The 21,438-nt window shown below is 62.7% G+C and carries 20 protein-coding genes; 10 read left to right on the top strand and 10 right to left on the bottom strand.

Features of this window, described 5'->3' with window-relative positions; translation table 11 throughout:
• Positions 1–9: 9 nt before the first annotated feature.
• Together B5F90_RS05270 and B5F90_RS05265 are read left to right on the top strand one after the other, a co-directional pair.
• On the top strand, positions 10–1,077 hold the full coding sequence (locus B5F90_RS05270) for an HlyD family secretion protein (protein ID WP_087361761.1): 1,068 nt from the start codon (positions 10–12) through the stop codon (positions 1,075–1,077).
• On the top strand, positions 1,074–2,678 hold the full coding sequence (locus B5F90_RS05265; protein ID WP_087361760.1) for an MFS transporter: 1,605 nt from the start codon (positions 1,074–1,076) through the stop codon (positions 2,676–2,678). Before B5F90_RS05270 ends, B5F90_RS05265 begins: the two co-directional genes overlap by 4 nt.
• A gap of 215 nt (positions 2,679–2,893) precedes the next feature.
• Here B5F90_RS05265 and B5F90_RS05260 read toward each other — a convergent pair whose 3' ends face one another.
• From B5F90_RS05260 to dapB, 5 genes are all read right to left on the bottom strand, one after another.
• Positions 2,894–4,114 (bottom strand): pitrilysin family protein, encoded by a 1,221-nt coding sequence (locus B5F90_RS05260; protein ID WP_087361759.1) that lies wholly within the window; start codon positions 4,112–4,114, stop codon positions 2,894–2,896.
• A 58-nt stretch (positions 4,115–4,172) separates the two neighbouring features.
• Positions 4,173–6,959, bottom strand: coding sequence for an excinuclease ABC subunit UvrA (uvrA, locus tag B5F90_RS05255; protein WP_087361758.1), 2,787 nt, complete (start codon positions 6,957–6,959; stop codon positions 4,173–4,175).
• A gap of 116 nt (positions 6,960–7,075) precedes the next feature.
• Positions 7,076–7,684, bottom strand: coding sequence for a YigZ family protein (locus B5F90_RS05250; protein ID WP_087361757.1), 609 nt, complete (start codon positions 7,682–7,684; stop codon positions 7,076–7,078).
• Entirely contained in the window at positions 7,684–9,036 is a 1,353-nt protein-coding gene (gene lepB / locus B5F90_RS05245; protein ID WP_087361870.1) for a signal peptidase I, read from the bottom strand. Before lepB ends, B5F90_RS05250 begins: the two co-directional genes overlap by 1 nt.
• 103 nt (positions 9,037–9,139) lie before the next feature.
• Positions 9,140–9,853 (bottom strand): 4-hydroxy-tetrahydrodipicolinate reductase, encoded by a 714-nt coding sequence (gene dapB / locus B5F90_RS05240; protein WP_087361756.1) that lies wholly within the window; start codon positions 9,851–9,853, stop codon positions 9,140–9,142.
• A gap of 283 nt (positions 9,854–10,136) precedes the next feature.
• Between dapB and B5F90_RS05235 the strand changes: the two genes are divergently transcribed.
• The 6 genes from B5F90_RS05235 to B5F90_RS05210 all read left to right on the top strand — a co-directional run bounded on the left by B5F90_RS05235 (position 10,137) and on the right by B5F90_RS05210 (position 15,260).
• A complete protein-coding gene (locus tag B5F90_RS05235) occupies positions 10,137–11,567 on the top strand; it encodes an aspartate ammonia-lyase (RefSeq protein ID WP_087361755.1) in 1,431 nt (476 codons plus the stop codon).
• Between the two features lie 126 nt (positions 11,568–11,693).
• Complete coding sequence (gene truA / locus B5F90_RS05230; protein WP_087361754.1) at positions 11,694–12,539, top strand: tRNA pseudouridine(38-40) synthase TruA; 846 nt, start codon at positions 11,694–11,696, stop codon at positions 12,537–12,539.
• Positions 12,526–13,173 carry a class I SAM-dependent methyltransferase gene (locus B5F90_RS05225; protein ID WP_087361753.1) on the top strand — a complete coding sequence of 216 codons (648 nt, stop codon included), beginning with the start codon at positions 12,526–12,528 and terminating at the stop codon, positions 13,171–13,173. The genes truA and B5F90_RS05225 overlap by 14 nt, the downstream gene beginning before the upstream one ends.
• A gap of 129 nt (positions 13,174–13,302) precedes the next feature.
• Positions 13,303–14,043 carry a DUF3857 domain-containing protein gene (locus tag B5F90_RS05220; RefSeq protein ID WP_087361752.1) on the top strand — a complete coding sequence of 247 codons (741 nt, stop codon included), beginning with the start codon at positions 13,303–13,305 and terminating at the stop codon, positions 14,041–14,043.
• A gap of 14 nt (positions 14,044–14,057) precedes the next feature.
• Positions 14,058–14,285, top strand: a complete 228-nt coding sequence (locus B5F90_RS05215) for a hypothetical protein (RefSeq protein WP_087361751.1) — start codon at positions 14,058–14,060, stop codon at positions 14,283–14,285.
• 87 nt (positions 14,286–14,372) lie between these two features.
• Complete coding sequence (locus B5F90_RS05210; RefSeq protein ID WP_087361750.1) at positions 14,373–15,260, top strand: hypothetical protein; 888 nt, start codon at positions 14,373–14,375, stop codon at positions 15,258–15,260.
• Here the strand turns inward: B5F90_RS05210 and B5F90_RS10970 are convergent.
• The gene (locus B5F90_RS10970; protein ID WP_162607755.1) at positions 15,257–15,412 is read right to left on the bottom strand and encodes a hypothetical protein; all 156 of its coding nucleotides are present in this window, start codon (positions 15,410–15,412) and stop codon (positions 15,257–15,259) included. The genes B5F90_RS05210 and B5F90_RS10970 overlap by 4 nt on opposite strands.
• On the opposite strand from B5F90_RS10970, the gene B5F90_RS05205 reads away from it, so the two are divergent.
• Both B5F90_RS05205 and B5F90_RS05200 read left to right on the top strand, forming a co-directional pair.
• A complete protein-coding gene (locus tag B5F90_RS05205) occupies positions 15,411–16,307 on the top strand; it encodes a transglutaminase family protein (RefSeq protein WP_087361749.1) in 897 nt (298 codons plus the stop codon). The two genes, B5F90_RS10970 and B5F90_RS05205, sit on opposite strands and share 2 nt — an antisense overlap.
• Positions 16,268–17,152: a hypothetical protein gene (locus B5F90_RS05200; RefSeq protein WP_087361748.1), complete on the top strand. Its 885-nt coding sequence runs from the start codon at positions 16,268–16,270 to the stop codon at positions 17,150–17,152. The genes B5F90_RS05205 and B5F90_RS05200 overlap by 40 nt, the downstream gene beginning before the upstream one ends.
• Positions 17,153–17,293: 141 nt before the next feature.
• Here B5F90_RS05200 and B5F90_RS05195 read toward each other — a convergent pair whose 3' ends face one another.
• The 4 genes from B5F90_RS05195 to B5F90_RS05180 all read right to left on the bottom strand — a co-directional run bounded on the left by B5F90_RS05195 (position 17,294) and on the right by B5F90_RS05180 (position 21,340).
• Positions 17,294–17,614: a nucleotide pyrophosphohydrolase gene (locus B5F90_RS05195; protein ID WP_087361747.1), complete on the bottom strand. Its 321-nt coding sequence runs from the start codon at positions 17,612–17,614 to the stop codon at positions 17,294–17,296.
• Between the two features lie 293 nt (positions 17,615–17,907).
• Positions 17,908–19,710 (bottom strand): M56 family metallopeptidase, encoded by a 1,803-nt coding sequence (locus B5F90_RS05190; RefSeq protein WP_087361746.1) that lies wholly within the window; start codon positions 19,708–19,710, stop codon positions 17,908–17,910.
• A gap of 6 nt (positions 19,711–19,716) precedes the next feature.
• Positions 19,717–20,121 (bottom strand): BlaI/MecI/CopY family transcriptional regulator, encoded by a 405-nt coding sequence (locus tag B5F90_RS05185; protein ID WP_087361745.1) that lies wholly within the window; start codon positions 20,119–20,121, stop codon positions 19,717–19,719.
• A gap of 265 nt (positions 20,122–20,386) precedes the next feature.
• Positions 20,387–21,340 carry a hypothetical protein gene (locus tag B5F90_RS05180; protein WP_239307747.1) on the bottom strand — a complete coding sequence of 318 codons (954 nt, stop codon included), beginning with the start codon at positions 21,338–21,340 and terminating at the stop codon, positions 20,387–20,389.
• Positions 21,341–21,438 lie beyond the last annotated feature (98 nt).

Here is a 21,438-nt window from a genome sequence, read left to right as displayed (position 1 = left end):
GCAAGGAACATGAACGAATGGCATGAAAAACGACGGAAACTCCGCAAACACCGGCTCCGCAACATCGTACTGAATCTGATTTGCATCCTTCTGGCAGGCTCGGGACTCTGGTTCACGTTCAACTACTTCCGCCGCCACATCAACTACGAGATAACCAACGACGCCTTCGTCGACCAGTATGTGGCCCCCATCAACATCCGCGTGTCGGGCTACATCCAGGAGGTGCGCTTCCGCGAGCATCAATATGTCCACAAGGGGGACACGCTGCTCGTGCTCGACAACCGCGAGTACATCATCAAGGTCAAGGAGGCCGAGGCGGCGCTGCTCGACGCCCACGGCACGCAGGATGTCATCCACTCGGGGGTCGAGACCTCGCACACGAACGTCGCCGTGCAGGAGGCCAACATCGCCGAGGCCAAGGCCAAGCTCTGGCAGCTGGAGCAGGATTACCACCGCTTCGAGCGGCTCATGCGCGACGAGTCGGTTCCGCGCCAGCAGTACGAGCAGGCCAAGGCGGCCTACGACGCCGCAAAGGCCCGTTACGACGCGCTGGTGGCCCAGAAGAACGCCGCCGTATCGCAATATACCGAAGCCAGCAAGCGTACCATCGGCGCCGAGGCCAACATCCTCCGCTGCGAGGCCAGCCTCGACATCGCCCGTCTGAATCTCTCCTACACGGTGCTGACGGCCCCCTACGACGGCTACATCGGCCGCCGCACGCTCGAACCGGGGCAGTATGTACAGTCGGGACAGACCATCTCCTATCTGGTCCGCAGCAAGGACAAGTGGGTGACGGCCAACTACAAGGAGACGCAAATCGCCCACATTTTCATCGGGCAGGAGGTCATCATCAAGGTCGATGCGCTGCCCGGGCGCCGTTTCCGCGGACGCGTCACGGCCATCTCGGAGGCCACCGGCTCGAAATACTCGCTCGTGCCGACCGACAACTCGGCCGGAAACTTCGTGAAGGTGCAGCAGCGTATCCCCGTGCGGATTGAATTCGAAGGAGTTACCGACGAGGAGATGGCTCTGCTGCGGGCCGGCATGATGGTTGAAACCGAAGCGCTGCGCCGATGATGACGATGGCCGAACTCGAGCTGCCCGTGCGCAAGTGGGTGCCGGACTGGCTGGGTGTGGTGAGCATGTTCGCCGTCATCCTGCCCGTCACGATGCTCAACGGCTCCTACACCGGCTCGATGCTCGAGGTCTCCAGCACGCTCGGCACCAACAGCGAGGATATCACGATGGGATTCTACGCCACGTCGGCCGGCATGGCGATGGCCTATCCGATTATCCCCAAGGTGATGAAGGTCATCTCGTCGAAGCTCATGCTGCTCGTCGACCTGACGCTCCAGTTTCTGCTCAGCTGGCTCTGCGCCCGCTCGCAGAGCGCCGACGTACTGATTGTCTGCAGCTTCTTCATCGGTTTTCTGAAGGGCTTCCTCATGATGTGGGGCATCCACCGGATGCACAAGATGTTCAGCCCCAACAACGTCCGAAGCGAATTCTACGCCTACTTCTATCCGCTGGTCTACGGCGGCGGACAACTCTCGATGATTATCACCGCCGAGCTGGCCTACCACTACGACTGGAAGTACATGTACTACTTCATGATGTCGCTGCTGCTGCTGGCCATCCTCTTCGTGGCCATCTGCTTCCGCAACGACAAGCCGCTGCGGAGCGTCCCCCTCAAGGAGCTGCACATCCGCGAGATGCTGGTCATCTCGACGGGCGTGCTGATGCTCATGTACGTGCTCAACTACGGCAAGGTGCTCGACTGGATGGCCTCGCCGCGCATCTGCCTCTACATTGCGCTGGCACCGATGCTCATCGCCTTCTTCATCTGGCTGCAGTACCACTCGCGCACGCCCTACGTCAATCTGGCGCCCCTCTACCAGCCCAAGGCCATCGTCGGCTACCTCTACATGATGCTCGTCATGTTCTTCAGCACCTCGACCACGCTGCTGACCAACTACATGACCTCGATTCTGCAGGTCGACGCCACACGCACCTACGTGCTCTACATCTACCTGCTCCCGGGCTACGCGCTCGGCGCCTTCATCTGCTTCTGGTGGTTCCGCTGGCAGCGGTGGCGCTTCCGCTTCCTCATCGCCGGGGGCATGTCCTGCTTTGCGCTCTTCTTCGGGATGCTCTACTTCGGCATCTCGCCCGACAGCACCTACGAGATGCTCTTCTTCCCGATTTTCATCCGCGGACTGGGCATGCTGACGCTCATCATCGCCTTCGCGCTCTTCGCCGTCGAGGAGCTCAACCCGAAGTACTTCCCCTCGAACGCCTTCTTCCTGATTCTGTTCCGTTCGGTGCTGGCCCCCGTCATGGCCACCTCGTTCTACAGCAACCTGCTCTACCGACTGCAGCAGCACTACGTGCATACGCTCTCGGAGAACTTCTCGCTGGTCGACCCGCTGGCCGCCGCGCGCTACAACCAGGCGCTCAGCTCCTACATGGCACAGGGACACGGCTATTCGGAGGCGGCGCAGATGGCCGTCACGTCGCTCAACTCCATCCTCCAGCAACAGGCCCTGCTGCTGGCGCTGAAGGAGATTCTGGGGTGGCTCTTCGTCGTTTCGCTGGTCATCGCCGTCATCTCGCGCTTCATTCCCTTCCACAAGACCATCCGCGTACGCTACGCCAAGGCGGGCGACGATATGGTTTAGCAGAACTTATCTGGGACCAGCAGTCTCTGCATCAACGCATTAAGCATACTCACCTCAACCGGCGCAGCTCCAGGCAAAATAGATACCCGGCCGCACGACAATTATGCCGTACGGCCGGGTATCTTTCCGATAATCACAGAAGCTCTTATTCTCCGAAAAGCCGAAACCCAGGTAACGCGCCCCGGACACAGCAGAGGCGCCGTCCGGATGCTGCGCTAACGGTAAATCAGACGCGACGGGGAGGCGAAAATCTCCTCGGCCACCTCGGTGAGCTGCGAAGCGGTGAGCGCCTCGATTTTGGCGTAGACCCGCTCCATGGTATCCACCTCGTCGTGGGTCAGGAAGCTCTTGCCGGCACCGAGCATGTAGCCCTCGTTGCTCTCCATCGAGATGGCGAGCTGGGCGACGAACTGCTTCTTGGCCATCGACAGCCGGCGGCTGCTGAGCGGCGTGCGGCGCAGCCGGTCGATTTCGGCATCGAGCAACTCGAGGCAGCGGTCGGCATTGGCATGGTCGGAGCTGAAGTAGATGGCCACGATGCCGCAGTCACCGTAGGGGGTATAGCTCGCCTCGATGTTGTAGGAGAGGCCGTGCCGCTCGCGCAGCGAGACGTTGAGCAGCGAATTGGCGCTCGGACCACCCAGGATGTTGGTCACCAGCGCCAGCGGCAGCCGCCGGGGGTCGTCGATACCGTAGGCGCGGCTGCCGACGATGCAGTGGAGCTGGTGGGTGTGTTTGGTCACCTGCCGCTCGAAGGGGGCGCAGGGGGCGGGAACGGCCCGCGTGAAGCTGCGCGCGGTGGCCGGGAAGTCGCCGAAGTAGCGCTGCGCCAGCTTCTCGACACTCCGCTCCGAGAGGTTGCCAATCGTCGAGAAGACCATCTGGTCGGTGGTATGGGTCCGCGCGGTGAAGCGGCGAATCGCATCGCCGTTGTAGCGCGCCAGTGCGGCCTTGCGTCCCAGGATGTTGTGACCCAGCTCGGAGCCTTCGAAGAGCATGTCCTCGAAGGTGTCGTATATCAGGTCGGCGGGCGAATCCTTGTAGGTGTTGATTTCGTCGTAGATAACCTCCTTCTCGCGCTCCAGCTCGCGGTCGGGGAAGGTCGAGCGGAAGGCCACGTCGGCGAGCAGCTCGGCCGCCTTGGCGAAGTCGCCGCGCAGGGTCGTGGCGTGGATGGTGGTATCCTCCTTGGTGGTGAAGGCGTTGAGCTCGCCGCCCAGATTCTCCAGCCGGCAGTTGACCTGCCAGGCACGCCGCCGCTGCGTCCCCTTGAAGAAGGCGTGCTCGGCAAAGTGGGCCAGTCCGTATTCGTCGGAACGTTCGTCGCGGCTCCCCGCATTGACCACCAGCGCGCAGTGGGCCACGTTGCCCTTCACCTGGCGGTGGATTCCCCGAATGCCGTTGGGGAGACGGTAGGTATGAAATTCACGTTGCATGGTAGATTCTTCATCGGTGCGGAGTCGCTCCTCCGCGTTGGTTCTGCCCGCGCCGGGGTCAGAGTTTGGTGCGCAGCCGCAGGAACTCGCCCGTATGGCTTGCCGCGCACGACTCGAGCCCCCGGGGCGTGCCCTCGTAGACCAGCTCTCCGCCCCGGTCGCCCGCCTCGGGACCGAGGTCAATGACCCAGTCGGCACACTTGATGACATCCATGTTGTGCTCGACGATGACCACCGTATGGCCCCGCTCGATGAGGGCGTCGAAGGCGGCCAGGAGCTTCGAGATGTCGTGGAAATGGAGTCCCGTGGTGGGCTCGTCGAAGATGAACATCACGCCCCCCTGCGCATCGTCCTTCGTGAGGAACGAGGCCAGCTTCACGCGCTGGCTCTCGCCGCCCGAGAGGGTAGACGAGGATTGCCCCAGCTTGATGTAGCCCAGCCCCACGTCCTGCAGCGGCTGAAGCCGCTCGACGATACGGCGGCAGGTGGCATCCCCGGACTCCTCGCCGAAGAAGGCAATCGCATCGTCGACGGTCATCTCGAGCACGTCGTAGATGGACTTGCCGCGGTACTTCACCTCGAGCACCTCATCCTTGAAGCGTTTGCCGCCGCACGACTCGCAGACCAGCTCAACGTCGGCCATGAACTGCATCGAGACCTTGATGACCCCCTCGCCCTGGCACTCCTCGCAGCGGCCGCCCGCCACGTTGAACGAGAAGTGGGCCGGCGTGAGGCCCGTATGGCGGGCATAGGGCTGGTCAGCGAAGAGCTTGCGGATTTCGTCGTAGGCCTTGATGTAGGTGACCGGATTGGAACGGGTCGACTTGCCGATGGGGTTCTGGTCAATCATCTCGACCGAGCGCAGCATCGCCACGTCGCCCTCCAGCGCGTCGAAATCGCCCGGCTTGAGCCCCGTGTCGAAGAGCCGGCGGCGCAGCGCCGGGTAGAGTATCCCCTTGACGAGCGACGACTTGCCGCTGCCGCTGCCCCCCGTGATGCAGCACATCACCCCGAGCGGAATCCGCACGTCGATGTTGCGGAGGTTGTTCTCGCGGGCGCCGCGGATGAGAATCGAGTTGCGCCACGCGCGCTCCGACGCCGGTATCTCGATGCGGCGGCGTCCGGTAAGGTAGTCGGCCGTCAGGCTGCGTTTGCATTGGAGCAGCTGGTCGTAGGTTCCGCTGAAGACCACCTCGCCGCCGTTGTAACCCGCCTTGGGGCCGATGTCGACGATGTAGTCCGCCGCGCGGATGACCTCCTCCTCGTGCTCGACGACGATGACCGTATTGCCCAGGTCGCGCAGCTGGCGGAGCACCTTAATCAGGCGGTTCGTATCGCGCGGATGGAGGCCGATGGAGGGTTCGTCGAGGATGTAGAGCGACCCCGTGAGGTTGCTGCCCAGCGACGTCGAGAGGTTGATGCGCTGGCTCTCGCCGCCCGAAAGGGTCGACGAAAGGCGGTCGAGCGTCAGATAGCCCAGCCCCACGTCGGCCAGATACTGCAGACGGTTGCGGATTTCGACCAGAATCCGGGCTGCGGTCTTCGCATCGTGCTCGTCCAGCTCCAGTCCGGCGAAAAAGTCGATGAGCGCATCGACGGGCATGCGCACCAGCTCGGCGATGTTGCGGCCGCCGACCCGCACGTAGAGCGCTTCGCGGCGCAGGCGGCTGCCGCCGCACTCGGGACAGGTGGTCTTGCCCGTGTAGCGCGCCTTCATGACGCGGAACTGAATCTTGCGCCGCTCGGAGTCGATGTAGGCGAAGAAGTCGTCGAGCCCGTGGAAATACTCGTTGCCGCGCCACAGCAGCAGCTTCTGCTCGGGCGTCAGCTCGTAGTAGGGCGTATGTATCGGGAAGTCAAATTTCGAGGCGTTGGCCACCAGCTGGTCCTTCCACCGGCGCATCGTCTCGCCGCGCCAGCAGGCCACGGCATCCTCGTAGATGCTCTTGCCCTTGTCGGGGATGACCAGGTCCTCGTCGATGCCGATGACCTTGCCGTAGCCCTCGCAGCGGGGGCAGGCTCCCAGCGGGTTGTTGAAGCTGAAGAGGTGCTCGGTGGGGGGCTCGAACTCGATGCCGTCGGCCTCGAAGCGCGAGGAGTACTCCTCCACACCGGCGTCGGTGATGATGCGGCAGACCCCTCCGCCGTAGGAGAAGGCCCGCGCGATGGAGTCGCGCAGACGCGTCTGGGCATCGTCGTCGGTGGAGACCTTCAACCGGTCGATGACCACCGACAGCTCCTCGGCCGAGCTCTTCTCATCGACCGTCGGCAGGAAATCCTCGATGAGCATTGTCCGCCCGTCGACATGAAGGCGCAGCAGGCCGTCGGCCAGCAGCAGCGTCAGCTTCTCGATGAGCCCCTGCCCCTTGTCGAGCAGCAGCGGGGCGGCCACGGCCACACGGCTCCCCGCTTCGAGCTCCAGCACCCGCTCGGCCACCTCGTCGACCCCGTAGCAGCGCACCTCGCGGCCCGAAACGGGCGAGAAGGTGTGGCCCACGCGGGCGAAGAGGAGCTTCAGATAGTCGTAGATTTCGGTCGTCGTGCCGACGGTCGAGCGCGGGTTGCGCGTGTTGACCTTCTGCTCGATGGCGATGGCGGGAGCGATGCCCGAGATAAGGTCGACGTCGGGCTTGCCGATTTTGCCCAGAAACTGGCGGGCATAGGCCGAAAGGCTCTCGACGTAGCGCCGCTGCCCCTCGGCAAAGATGGTATCGAAGGCCAGCGTCGACTTGCCCGAGCCCGAGAGACCCGTGATGACGACCAGCGCGTTGTGGGGGATTTCCACGTCGATGTTCTTGAGGTTGTGGACGCGCGCCCCCTTGATGATTATCGAATGTTCCTGCATTTCGTTCGTTTCGGTTTGCGGCTCTGCAGGGCGGAGGCTCCGCCCCGAAGAAACGCCCTCCTCCCGGCCGAGTCGCGTGACGCGGGAGGCGGCGGAGGTCATGCACCCCCGACGGCTCAGGGCTCGTCGACCACGCTCCCCTCGGCCTTGCGCAGCCGCTCCACGAGCCGCTCGGCGCGGCTTTCACGGATGCGCAGTTCGAGCGTGCAGAGGTTGTCGAAGCGCTGGGCGACGACGGTCGGCTGCTCCTCCTTGACCACCTTCATGATGCCGTTCATCGCCGCATAGGGGAAGTCGACGCGCAGCGTGCGGTCGACCGTCCGCTCGACGATTTCGGCCGCCGCGAGCACCTCGGCCGCCGACTCGCGGTAGGCGGCAATCAGCCCCGGCACGCCCAGCTTCGTTCCGCCGAAGTAGCGGACCACAACCACCAGGCAATCCGTCACCTCGCACGAGAGCAGCTGCCCGAGGATGGGCTTCCCGGCCGTTCCCGAGGGCTCGCCGTCGTCGTTGGCGCGGTAGCTCTCGCCGCGGGATCCCAGCCGCCAGGCATAGCAGTGGTGCGTGGCGTCGTAGTAACGCTTGCGCAGCTCATCGAGCAGCGTGCGAATCTGCTCCTCGCTTTGGACCGGATAGGCGAAGGCGAGGAACTTGCTGCTCCGCTCGCGGCTGTGGCTCTCGGCCGGCGCGGCGATGGTCCGATAGCTGTCCGAAGGTTGTTCCATCAGCGTACCTTGGTGAAGATTCGCTCCCAGCGGATGTTCGACGGGAACTTTTTGGCAGCGTCGAGCGACAGCCAGATGAACGACGCCTTGCCGACGATGTGGTCCTCGGGCACGAATCCCCAGAAGCGCGAATCGGCCGAGTTGTGGCGGTTGTCGCCCATCATCCAGTAGTAGTCCATGGCGAAGGTGTAGTGCGTCGTCTCGGCACCGTCGATGAAGATGCGGCCGTCACGCACATCCAGCTCGTGGCCCTCGTAGGTCTCGATGATGCGGCGGTAGAGGGGCAGGTTCTCGGGCGTCAGTTCGACGGTCGCCCCGCGGGCCGGCACCCACACCGGGCCGTAGTTGTCCTGGCTCCAGCGCGCATCGCCCCACTGCGGGAAGACGTCGTCGTTGGGGGCGTAGACATAGCGGCGCAGCGAGAGGACGTTGTTCAGCTTGCCCAGCTCGGCGGCCGCCTCGGCCGTGAGGGTCATGTAGTAAACCGAGCCGTTGCCGCTGTATTCGGTCACACCGAGGTTGTCGAGCGCATACTTGGTCAGCGGCGAGGAGGTCTGCACCAGATACATGTACTGCTTGCCCGGCACGTCGTCCGTCTCGCGGCCGTTGATGTACACGGCTCCGTCGACCACCGAGAGCGTATCGCCCGGCAGGGCGACGCAGCGCTTGATGTAGTTCTCACGCTTGTCGACCGGGCGCGTGATGACCGTATACTCGTCGAAGAGGCGGCGGCGTCCCTCCTTCCTGCCGTACGCCTGCTCGTAGGCGCGCAGCTCGTCGTAGTAGGTGACGTTCTGCTTCTCGAGCAGCACCGTGTCTCCGGCCGGGAAGTTGAAGACCACCACGTCGCCGCGGCGCACGCGCCCCAGCCCCTTGAGCCGGTGGTAGGGCCACTTCACCGCCTCGGAGAAGGATTTGCGCGTGGTCGAGAAGGGCATCGTGTGGTGCACGAAGGGAAACGAGAGCGGGGTATTGGGCATCTGGGGACCGTAGGCCACCTTGCTCACGTAGAGGTAGTCGCCGATGAGCAGCGACTTCTCCATCGACGAGGTGGGAATCACATACATCTGGAAGATGAAGATGTGGACCAGCGACGCCACGACCGTGGCGAAGACAATGGCGTTGACCCACTCGTAGATGGTCTTGTAGCAACGGCTCTTGCGGCAGAGCTCGGCGTTGCGGTGCCACACGTAGCGGTAGAAGAGGCGCGAGATGTAGAAGTCGTAAATCACCACGAGGCCCAGAAGCAGCCACAGGTTGCCCGTCCAGACGACGAACCAGAGCGTGTAGAGCAGCGAGGCGAGCGTGAAGCCCACCCACTTGTTGCGAAGAATCGCCTTGAGTTTTTTCATCTTGAGATTCGGTTGGCTCCCGTCCGGCGGCAGCTCCGGCAGCTCCGAAGCCATTACGGCGGAGTGCGCCGCAGGCCGCTCCGGCGGGAGGTTGCGTTATTCGTTACTTCAGAAGGTCCTCCATCGAGTAGACGCCGCGGCGCCCGCAGAGGAACTCGGCCGCCACGACGGCGCCCAGCGCCAGCGTGCGGCGGTTCTTGATGGTATGGCGCAGCTCGATGCGGTCGTCCTCCGATTCGTAGGTCACCGTATGGATGCCGGGCGTCGTTCCTTCGCGCACGGAGTGGATTTCAATCTGGTCGGCGGCGGCCGGAGCGTCGTTCACCCAGCCGTGCTTGGTCCCGAGTTCGGCGATGATGCCCTCGGCCAGCGTGATGGCCGTACCGCTGGGCGCATCCTTCTTCTGCGTGTGGTGCACCTCCTCGATGGAGACCTCGTAGCCGCCCACGCGGTTGACCAGCGCGGCGAGCTGGCGGTTGAGCCGGAACATCAGATTGACCCCCAGGCTGTAGTTCGAGGCGTAGAAAAAGGCGCCGCCGCGCTCGCGGCAGAATGCCTGAAGCTCCTCCAGGCGGGAGGTCCAGCCCGTCGTGCCGCTCACCACCGCAACGCCGCATGCGATGCAGGTGCGGATGTTGTCGCAGGCCGTGGCCGGCGTGGTGAACTCCAGCGCCACGTCGACCCCCGCCAGGTGGGCCGCGTCGAGCTGCGCGGCATTCTCCGCATCGATGACGAGTGCGACCTGGTGGCCGCGCTCCAGAAGTATCTTTTCAATTTCACGGCCCATCTTGCCGTAACCGATGATTGCTGCCTTCATCTTTTTCGTGTCTATAATATATGTGCGCAAAGATAATACATCGCCGCTGTAAAAACAACGTCCGACCCGATTTTTGTCCCTTCGGGAGCGCTGCGGCGCGAAGCGTCCCCAACCGTGACTTCACTCCGGAAAGAGGCGCGGCCGGAGGCTGCGTCCGCGAACCGCAGAAAAAAACGTACTTTTTTCAAAAAAAAGGCGGACAACACGAAAAAATTATTATCTTTCGGAAGAAATTGATTCCAATCCGAAACGAATCAAGGCAAAAACCATAAAAACCGTTACCATGAAAACCGACGAAAAGAAGACCCGCACCGAGAGCGACCTGCTCGGAAGCGTGGAGGTCCCCGAAGATGTGCTCTACGGCGTGCAGACCATGCGCGGACTGGAGAACTTCGCCATCAGCAAGTTCCACCTGTGCGACTATCCCCGTTTCATCGAGGGGCTGGCCGTCGTGAAGCTGGGCGCCGCCATGGCCAACCACGAGATGGGGCTGCTCTCCGACGAGCTCTTCGAAGCCATTGCCCAGGCCTGCCGCGAAATCCGCGCGGGCAAGTTCCACGAGTTCTTCCCCGTGGACATGATTCAGGGCGGCGCCGGCACGACGACGAACATGAACGCCAACGAGGTGATTGCCAACCGTGCGCTGGAGATTATGGGTCACCACCGCGGTGAATATCAGTACTGCTCGCCCAACGACCACGTCAACTGCTCGCAGTCGACCAACGACGCCTATCCGTCGGCCATCCATCTGGGACTCTACGCCACGCACCTCGAACTGCGGAAGCACCTCGTGGCCCTCATCGAGGCATTCGACCGCAAGGGCGAGGAGTTCGCCGACGTGCTCAAGATGGGTCGCACGCAGCTGCAGGATGCCGTTCCCATGACCCTCGGGCAGACCTTCCACGGCTTTGCAAGCGTGCTTCAGGGCGAGGTCGACAACCTCGACCACGCGGCGCTCGAGTTCCTCTCCATCAACATGGGCGCCACGGCCATCGGTACGGGCATCTGCGCCGAGCCGGGCTATGCCGAGCGCTGCACGGCCGCCATCCGTGAAATCACGGGGTGGGACGTCAAGCTGGCCGACGACCTGGTGGGCGCCACCTCCGACACGGTCTGCATGGTGGGCTACTCGTCGGCCATGAAGCGCATCGCCTCGAAGATGAACAAAATCTGCAACGACCTGCGTCTGCTCTCGTCGGGTCCCCGCTGCGGTCTGGGCGAATTCAACCTCCCGGCCCGCCAGCCCGGGTCGTCGATTATGCCCGGCAAGGTCAACCCGGTGATTCCCGAGGTGATGAACCAGATTGCCTTCAAGGTCATCGGCAACGAACTCTGCGTGACGATGGCCGACGAGGCCGCACAGATGGAGCTCAACGCCATGGAGCCGGTCATGGCCCAGTGCTGCTTCGAGTCGGCCGAGCTGCTGATGAACGGCTTCGACACGCTGCGCATCCGCTGCGTCGAGGGTATCACGGCCAACGCCGAGCGCTGCCTGCAGTATGTCCATAACAGCATCGGCGTGGTGACGGCACTCAACCCGATTATCGGCTACAAGAACTCGACGAAGATTGCCAAGGAGGCGCTCAAAACCGGCCGCGGCGTCTACGAACTGGTGCTCGAGCACGGCATTCTGACGCGCGAGGAGCTCGACGAGGTACTCAAGCCCGAGAACATGATTCGCCCCGTGAAGCTGGGCATCAAGCCCCGGCGCTGATTTCCCGCCGCATTCCTCTCTGAGTGAAGAACCCGAGCGCAGAGGCGAGGCTGAAAACTTCGGTTTCCGGCTTGCCTCTGCGCTTCGCTTTTCGTATCTTTGTCGCCGGAACGAACCGAGCAACCCATGCGTTATTTCATCGAACTCCGGTACAACGGGGGCGCCTACTGCGGATGGCAGCGGCAGCCCGACATGCCCTCCGTACAGCAGACGCTCGAAAAGGCGCTGTCGACCCTGCTGCGCGAACCCGTCGAGGTGACGGGCGCCGGGAGGACAGACACGGGGGTCAACGCCTCCTACTACGTGGCGCACTTCGACGTGACGACTGCCGTGGAGGATACCGCCCAGACGCTCTACAAGCTCAACTTCCTGCTGCCGGACGACATCTCAGCCGGGGGGCTGACCCCCGTTCGGGAGCTGGCGCACGCCCGCTTCAGCGCCCGCGAACGGGAGTACCGCTACTACATCGAGCCGCAGAAGAACCCCTTCACACGTCAGATGTCGTGGCAGTACTACGTGCCGCTCGACATCGAGCGGATGAACCGTGCGGCGGAGGTGCTGCTCACGGAGCGCGACTTCACCTCGTTCGCCAAGCTCAACTCGAACAACCGGACCAACATCTGCCGCGTGAGCGTCGCCCGCTGGGAGGTCGAGCCGTGGGGGACGCTCTGCTTCACGATTCGAGCCGACCGCTTCCTGCGCAACATGGTGCGGTCCATCGTCGGCACGCTCGTCGACGTGGGCCGCGGACGCTACACGCCCGAGGAGTTCGGCGAAATCGTCCGCAGCCGCAACCTCTCCAGGTCGAGTGGGGGAGCGCCCCCACAGGGGCTCTTCCTGAGCGACGTGCGCTACCCCGAGGAGCTGTTCCGTCCGGCGATGCTCCGCCGCGACCCACACGGCTGCCTGCTGCAGCGTCCCGACAACGAAACATTCACCCCAACCAAACGTGAAGAGAATGGAGCCCATTGAACAATACATCCACCAGATGAGCGATGCCGAGGAGCCGCTGCTGCACGAACTCGACCGGCGGACCAACCTGCGCGTGGTGCAGCCCCGCATGATTTCGGGCCACATTCAGGGCAAACTGCTCGAACTGCTCGTCCGGATGACGGGGGCCCGCCGCATCCTCGAAATCGGCACCTTCACGGGCTACTCGGCGCTGGCGATGGCCGCCGGGCTGGGCGACGACGGGGTGCTGCACACCATCGAGGTGGACGACGAGCTGGAGTCGTTCGCCCGCTCCTTCTTCGACCGCAGTCCCCACGGCCGCAAAATCCGGCTCCACATCGGGTCGGCGCTCGACATCGCCCCGCAGCTGGGCGAGTGCTTCGACCTGGTCTTCATCGACGGCGACAAGCGCGAATATCCGGCCTACTACCGGATGCTGATGGGCGACAGCGGAACGCCGGCGCTGGTCCACCCGGGTTCGGTGCTCATCGCCGACAACATCCTCTGGTCGGGCAAGGTGGTGCAGCCCGTGGCCCACAACGACCGTCACACGCAGGCGCTGCTCGAATTCAACCGCATGGTGGTCGAAGACCCCCGCACGGAGAACGTCATCGTCCCGCTGCGCGACGGATTGAATCTGATTCGGGTGCGGTAAACCGGAATCGGAGGCCACACATCGGATTCGGACGAGGCAAAAAGCCCTGAAAATCCATCTTCTCCGGGCCCGGTCGGTACCAAACAGCGAAAAAATCGCTATATTTGGTCTACCCAAACCAACCGCCCCATGAAAAATCGAACCCTGCTGGCCCTGCTCGCTCTTCTCGCGAGCCCGTTGCTGCTGCATGCAGCTCCCGATTACAAATTCGGAAAAGTATCGAAAGAGGAGCTCGAAATGAGCAGTTACGAGCCCGACCCCGAGGCCCGGGCCGTCATCCTCAACGAGGATACCTACCTCTGGTACGACATCTCCACGGGCATCGATTTGATATACGAATACACCGTACGCATCAAGGTGCTCCGCCCCGAAGGCACCGATGTGGCCGACGTCGAGCTGGACTACACGTCAACCCCCTCCATGAAGGAGAGCATCTCGGGGCTGAATGCGGCGGCCTACAACCTCGTCGACGGCAAGGTGGTCAAGACACCGCTCAAGAAGCAGTACATCTTCGACGAACAGGTGAGCGACAATCTCCATGTGGTCAAGTTCTCGATTCCCGAAGTCCGCGAGGGCACGGTCATCGAATACCGCTACCGACTCACGTCGGACTACGTCACCTCCATCCCCTCGCTCGTCTTCCAGCACGACATTCCCGTCATGCACTGCAGCGCGAAGGCCGCGATTCCCGAGTTCTTCCGCTTCAACCGCTCGCTGAAGGGGTATCTGAGCATCAACATCTCGGAGTCGCTCTCCTCGGCTTCGATTCCCGACACGGGCGGCATGCCCTCACGTACACCATCCGCAACATCGTCTGCACGGGAGAGAACCTGCCCGCACTGCGCCGCGAGCCCTACGTATGGTGTCTGAACGACTACCGTTCTATGCTCGAATTCGAACTTTCGCAGATTGCCTTCCCCATGCAGCCCGTCCAGAGCTACTCGACCTCGTGGGCCGACGTGAACGACGCCCTGCGCAAGACCTCCTTCGACAGCCACTGCCGGATGGGCAACCCCTTCCGCAAGGAGGTCGATGAGATTGTCGCCCGACAGCTTACGAACGACGAAAAGCTGGTGGCCATCTTGCGGCTCATCCAGTCGAAAATCACGTAGGACGGCTCCTACACGCTCTTCTCGGAGCAGCCGCGTGCCGCTGCCAACAAGGGCACGGGCAGCAGCTCGGACATCAACTTCGCCCTGATGGCCGCACTGCGCGACGCAGGATTCACCGTCACCCCCATTCTGCTCAACCCGCGCTCGTTCGGACGCCTTCCCTATACCCATGCCACCATCAGCCGCATCAACTCCTTCGTGGTGAAGGTGGACTACGACGGCAAGAGCGTCGTGGTGGACGGCACCGACGACTGCTCGTATCCCAACCTGCTGCCGACGCAGCTGCTGACCGACCGCGCCCGCATCTACGGCATCAACGGCGACTCGGGGTGGTGCGACCTCACGCAGCTCACGGCCAGCTCAACAAACACCAACATGGTTCTCCGCATCGACCCCGAGCAGGGCGTCGTTACGGGCAGCATCACCGATACGGCCAACGGCCAGAAGGCCTTCGAGCTGAGCCGCTCGTGGGCCGATGAGCAGAGCGAAGAGGAGTTCATCCGCAAACTTGCGGCTGAAAACGACCTGGAAATAAGCAACTTCAAAATCGAAGGGCAGCGCTCTCCGCGCGTGACCATGCAGTACGACATGACCAGACGGATTGACGGAACGGACGACATGCTCTACCTCAACGCCACCATCATCCCCTTCATGAGCACCAACAGCCTCAACACCGAAAACCGCAAGCTGCCGGTCGAGTTCTCCTATCCGGAGACCTACAACTTCCGCTGCTCGCTGGAGGTACCCGAGGGGTACACCGTCGAGGAGCTGCCGCGCAACATCGCCATGTCCTCGTGTGAAAACGGGATTCGCTGCCGCTACATCGCCCAGACGACGGGCCGGCTCATCCAGTTCAACTTCTCCTACACGCTTGCGCGCATCGTATATCCGGCCACGGAGTTCCCCGACCTGAACACCTTCATGGGCATGGTTACCGAGCTGAGCAACAGTCAAATCGTACTCAAGAAAATCTAAGCGCCTTGTTCCGACGCCACATACTGCTGCTCGTTGCGCTGACGGGCACGCTGCAACTGCTCCGGGCAGAGCCCGCAGGCGGGATTCCCGACTCGCTGCTGCGCAACAGCGACGCCGTGGTACGACGTTACGACCAGGAGTTCGTCTACCATTCACCCACGTCGGCCGACGAAAAAATGCATTCAGGAAATCACGATTCTCAACAAATCGGGGGCTTCGAAGAGCTACTTCAGCTGCTACACCGACCGCACGAGAAGCCTCCGCAGTTTCAGCGGCGCGGTCTACGACGAGCAGGGAAAACTCATCCGCAAGCTCAAGCGCTCGGACCTGCAGTATACCGAATACTCGAGTTCCAGCCTGGCACAGGACGGCGCCGTCTACTACCTGCAGGTCGACGTGCCGCAGAGCTGCTACACGGTGCGCTTCGAACATGAAATCGCCCACCGGAACGGGATTCTGACCTTTCCCGTCTTCCTGCCTCAAAGCAGCACGGCAACGGCGCTGCTCAGCGGAAGCTACACCATCACGCTCCCGCGCAACATCCCCTTCGGGTGGAAGAGCCTGCGTGCGGGCGAGCCCGAGCACGACTCGACGGAGGAGACCGAGACCTACCGCTGGAGGCTGGAGGGGGTGCCGGCCGTCTGCAGCGAAACCTCCTCGCCTCCGCTCATCGACCTCGTGCCCGTCGTCTACGCCGTGCCGCACCGGTTCGAATACGAGAAGACGCAGGGCAGCATGGAGAACTGGGAGAGCTACGGCCGCTGGCAATGCAGCCTGCTCGAAGGGCGCGACCTGCTGCCCGAGGAGCTGCGGGCCGAGGTGCACCGACGCACCGACGCGCTCGGCACACCCCGCGAAAAGGTCCGGGCGCTCTACGACTATCTGGGTGAAACGACCCGCTACGTAAGCATCCAGCTCGGCATCGGAGGGCTGCAGCCCATGCCGGCCGAGGAGGTCTTCCGCACGAAGTTCGGCGACTGCAAGGCGCTGAGCAACTACCTGAAGGCATGCTTGCGGAGTGCGGCATCGCCTCCGACTACACGATGATTCACACCCAGCGGCCGCGCATGTTCCACGACTTCGCCTCGCCCGCCCAGGCCGACCACGTCATTCTGCGCGTCCCGCTCGAGAGCGACACCCTCTGGCTGGAGTGCACCAATCCCGAGATTCCGTTCGGATATGTACACAATACGATTGCCGGCCACGACGCCATCGCCTTCCACGACAACACGGCCGAGTTCGTCACGCTGCCCACCTACGCCGATTCGCTCAACCGCATGGAGCAGACCGTCGAAGTGACGCTCGACGACCGGGGCGGCGCCAGGGGACACATCGCCGAGCGCTATGAAGTGGGGCAGTACGAATCGGTGATGACGTTTGCGAAGCTCGACGCACGGCGCCGCAGCGACTTTCTGCTCAGCGACCTGCGCAAGCTGCCGCTCGTGCGGCTTGCGAACATCGCCTGCACGGAGCTGAAGGAGGCGCTGCCCGCCATCGAATTCGCCTACGATATCGACGCCCCGAAATACGGCACCCTGTCGGGCAACCGGCTCTTCGTACCGCTGACCCCCTTCGCGGATTACGGGACACTCGCCGACAGGGAGCGACAGAATCCGATTTACCGCGCCGAGGGGTACGACGACGTCACGACCATACGGCTCCGCATCCCGGAGGGGATGACCATCGAATCCGTACCGAAGCAGAGCGCCGGAACGTCACCCTTCGGGAGCTTCTCGACGCACATCACCACGGAAGAGGGGTGCATCACCGTCGTGCTCCGCACGCGGATGCATGCGGGACTCTATCCCCCCGAAATGTTCGACGACTACCGGAAGTTCATCGACGCCCGCTCGCGCGCCTTCAACGCCCGGCTGGTGCTGAAAAAGGAGTAGTCGGGTAGGATGCACGACGTGTGCGCCGGGGCCTGACACGTGTGCCGCGGCCGGCATGAAACGGTCGCGGCACACGCATCGGCCGCATCGACATGCAAAGAGGGTAGTATCCGTCAGCGTCCGACGACGTCGGCGCCGCCTCTACAGCTTCGGGTTGTTGCGGTGGCGGTCGTGGTCACGCGCAGTCTTCTTGGCGAAGTTGGCCTCCATGGCGGCCGTGAGGTCGACCCCCGTCTGGTTGGCCAGGCAAACCAGCACCCACAACACGTCGGCCATCTCGTCGGCAAGGTTGCTCTTCTCGCCCTCCTTGAAGGACTGGTCTCCGTAGGTGCGGGCCATGATGCGGGCCAGTTCGCCCACCTCCTCCGTCAGAACGGCCATATTGGTCAACTCACTGAAATAGCGCACGCCGTACTGGTGAATCCACCCGTCGACGCGCTCCTGCAACTCCTTCAATTCCATTGTTCAAGCGATTTTAAGCGTCCGAAAGATACGAAAAAAGCGCCGACGGGGCAACCTCCGCTGCCGGTTTTCCATCCCGAAGCGCTGCATCCGCGCGGCACCTTTTCCCCTCCAGCACCGCACGAAAAGCCCCGCGCGGCGGCTCGCAGGAAGCCTTAACACAGGGCATATTCGTAAGATACCGTCCTCTGTGGCCTGGCATCGCGGGGCAACCGCACCGGAAATGCCCGTGCCGGGAGCATGGACAAGCCCGGCACGGGGGAGGCTCATGGGAGAACGCCGTTTATCGGACGTCAGTGCGCGTCGGAGAGGTGCGCGACATCGGGCTGTGCATTTCTCGCATGCAAATCGGCCTCGAAAATCCGAATCGGCAGGGCACGCTGCACCGGGATGCGCTGCGCCTCGTCCAGCTCCTCGAAAGGCCGGCCGAACCAACGACGGGAAAGTTCCGTGCGAAGGCCGGCATAGACCTCCGACAACGCCTGCTGCACCTCGGCATAGGCGGCATAGGGCGTTTCGCGGGCGAGATGAATGCCGAAAAGGCCCCGGCTCGTCTCATAACGCTCCGTGCGGCCGTCGGGCAGGTCAACCTCCATCTGCCGGCTCTCGGAGAGGGACGAGTCGTGCGAAGGATTGAGCACGAACTCCCGTGCCCGGGCCTTCAACTCCTCCACGCCGCACTGCTCCAAATTGCCCTGCGTTCCCGCAAGGATTGTCCCCCGGGCATTGACCTGCACCATGAAGTAGTTGCGCTCCGCCATACGCAGTCGGTACGAATCGGGGTAGTGCGAATTGCCCGGAACCCGCTCCCAAGGGGTTACCGCCTCAACACCCTCGGGCAGCGCGTCGATTCGGGGCGGAAGAAGCCGCTCGACTTCGGTCTCGCCCTCCATGGTCTTATAGCGTACACGCAGCACAGCAGCCTTGCGCAGCAAATCCTTGACATCGGTGACGGAGCCCATCGGCACCGTGCGGGCGGCGCGGATGACGACCGTCATGCCTGAACGTTCCTCCCTGGAGAGGCTGTCGCGCCATGCAATTACGGCCGTGCGCAGCTCCCCGGCCGTGACTTCCCGCCCGTTTAAGTAGATTTTGCCGTCGGAAATGCGGACTTCGCTCCGCTGCGGAGCGGATTCAGAAGAGGTGGCAGCCGAAGGGGCGTCCGGCGCCGGGGAGGATTCGCGGGTGGTAAAGCTGCAGAGCATCATCATCCCCACCACCACGGGGATGGCAGCACCAAGCCGCCACAGGGCATGGCGATGCGTTTCAGGTCGTGTCATCATAACGAATCGGTTTTGGGTGAATGAATGGTTCAGCCCGCAGGTTATATCCGGATTATAACCGAAAAGCTGACGGAAAAGCAGTTGACGATATCGGTTCAGGTCGTATCCGCGGTCGAGCACGTCGCGGTCGGCCTCCCACTCCTGCACCTCGCGCAGAGCCCGCTGAAGCAGCCAGAGAAAGGGGTTGAACCACAGCAGACAGCGCGCCAGCTCGGCAACGAGCAATTCGGCCGAATGGCGGTGACGGATGTGGCTCGCCTCGTGAGCGAGCACCGCCTCACGCTCCTCCGCATCGTATCCTGACCCCAGATAGGCCGTCCGCCAAAACGAGAAGGGGGTTTCGACCTCGTCGCTCTCGGCCACGAAGCAATCCCCACGGTCGGTCACCCTTGCACGACGCCGCAGCCGCCGGATGGCAACCATGCGCCGGAGCAGAGCCAGAAGCAGCAGAGCCGTCACCGTGCCGTAAAGTCCCCATGCCACCGCACGCATGGTCCGCGCGGGGTCCGGTTCCGCCGCTGCTGGCTTCGGAGCAGCCCCACCCGTCGGCTGCAGAGACACAACCTCCGGAGAGCGCTCCGCAGCAGCTATCGGCGCAGGCTCGCCGACCAACGTAGCCGTAACGATGCGTGTGCGGGCAGGGTAGAGGGGGATGTTCAGAAGCGGAAGTGCCGCCGAGAGCAGAATGGCCATCACCAGAAAACGCCGGCAATGGACGAAAGCAACCCGTCGCACGAGCATCAGGTGGTAGAAGGCCAGCAGCAGACCGCTGCAGAAGAGCACTTCGAGCAGATAGAGCGGCAGGGGTTTCATGGCGTCCTATTGTTTCACGTCGTTTTGCGAGGTGTCGTTTTGCAGCATGCGGAGAATCGCGTCGGTCTCCTCGAGCGAGATGGCCTTCTGCTCCGAAAAGAAGGATACCAGGCGGCTGAGCGAACCGCCGAAGAAGTTCTTCAACACACCGTCCATGTAACGCCGCGCATACTCGTCCCGCGTTACGAGCGGGAAGTACTCGTAGGTCTTGCCGTAGGCCTTGTGCGAGACAAAACCCTTTTTTTCGAGAATCCGCACGATGGTCGAGACGGTGTTGTAGGCGGGTTTGGGCTCCTCCATCCCGTCGAGGATGCCGTGGACCACGGCGGCCCCCCGCGCCCAGAGCACCTGCATGATTTCCAGTTCGGCCCGCGTCAGCTCTTGCGGCCTGTTTTTAACGATTTCCGCCATAACTATACATTTTGTTGTTCTCTCTACGGCGAAGATATAACTAAATTATTAATTATACAACTAAATTCTTAGTTATTTTCATAAAAGGTCGGTCAAAGCGGGAAAGGGTAGCCCAGAGGTGGCGATATCCGAACGGGGAAAGACAGGAAAAAGGCGGGCTCCTTCATGGACCCGCCAGCGGTACAAAACAGAACTTGGGGTGTCATCCGGCAGGACACGCCACGCCGGACAAAGACCGAAGTGCAGAGGAGCGTACAACCGGCGCTCACTCCGCAAGGTCGATGTAAACGGCGCCGTAGCGTCCCCGAGGCCCGTAGAGCCGAACGGCCTCGGCCGGTAAAATATAATAGTAGTACATCGGGACCTCGGCGCTTGTCGAGAAGGCATTAGCCTGACACATCGCCAGCCATGCGTCAACCGTCGTAAAATGACCGTCGAGCAGGACAAGCGGCACCCGTTCGGGGTAGGTTTCACCCACAACCACCGCACGCCGTGCAGCAGCGGACGGCGGCACAACCCCTTTCAACGAATCGAGCAGGGCGGAGGCCCTTGCCGCAGCCTCCTTGCCGTCGGCAGGGTTCCAGACATCGAGCCGCCGCAGAGTCAGCCCCTCGATAAAGCGGAGCACGGCCCCCGGAACGAGCTTGCCGTCGAGCAGGTAAACCGCATCTTTCGGCAGGCCGCGCCAGATGCCCTCCGGCTCCCACGATACCTGCACATAGCCCACCCGCCGCCGCAGCGAGTCGTAATCGACACGCAGCGAATAGGTATTCATCCGCACCGGTTCGTAACGCCGCCTGCCGGTACGCCGGTCGGTCGCTTCGCCGCCCGTCCATGTATACCCGGCCACGTTGCCGACCAGATGGGGAGCAACGGCTTTACGGCGGTTGCGTTCGGTCAGGAACTTCAGCAACCGGACCTGCTCGCGACCCGTTGAGTCGGAGAGTCGCATGCACCGCCTCTTGACCTTCACGCGCCGCACATTCCAGAGTGTCACGACATCGTAAGCATCCGAAAAGGGGACCCGCCGGCGGTTGAGCTTGCAGGCAACACGACTTGTGGTATCCGCCAGCGCCGGCAGGGCGGCCGGAGCATCGGCCACCGTATCGCGCTGCGCCTGGTCGAAGCGCAGCACCGCCTCCACCTGCCCGGGTTCCTGCGCCGAAGCGCTCCACAGACCCGGCACGAGGGCGGCCAGCAGAAGAATAATTCGGGTCAAAGTCGATTTTCGCATCACGTTCTAAATTTTTCGTAAATATACTACTAAAAATTTAGAAATACAATAATTCTCACGCCGGACAGAGAAAAAAGGGACAG

Origin of the sequence: Alistipes sp. An31A (assembly GCF_002159425.1) — a bacterium.
Classification (GTDB): Bacteria; Bacteroidota; Bacteroidia; order Bacteroidales; family Rikenellaceae; genus Alistipes; species Alistipes excrementigallinarum.
This window is presented reverse-complemented; position numbering and strand designations above follow the sequence as displayed.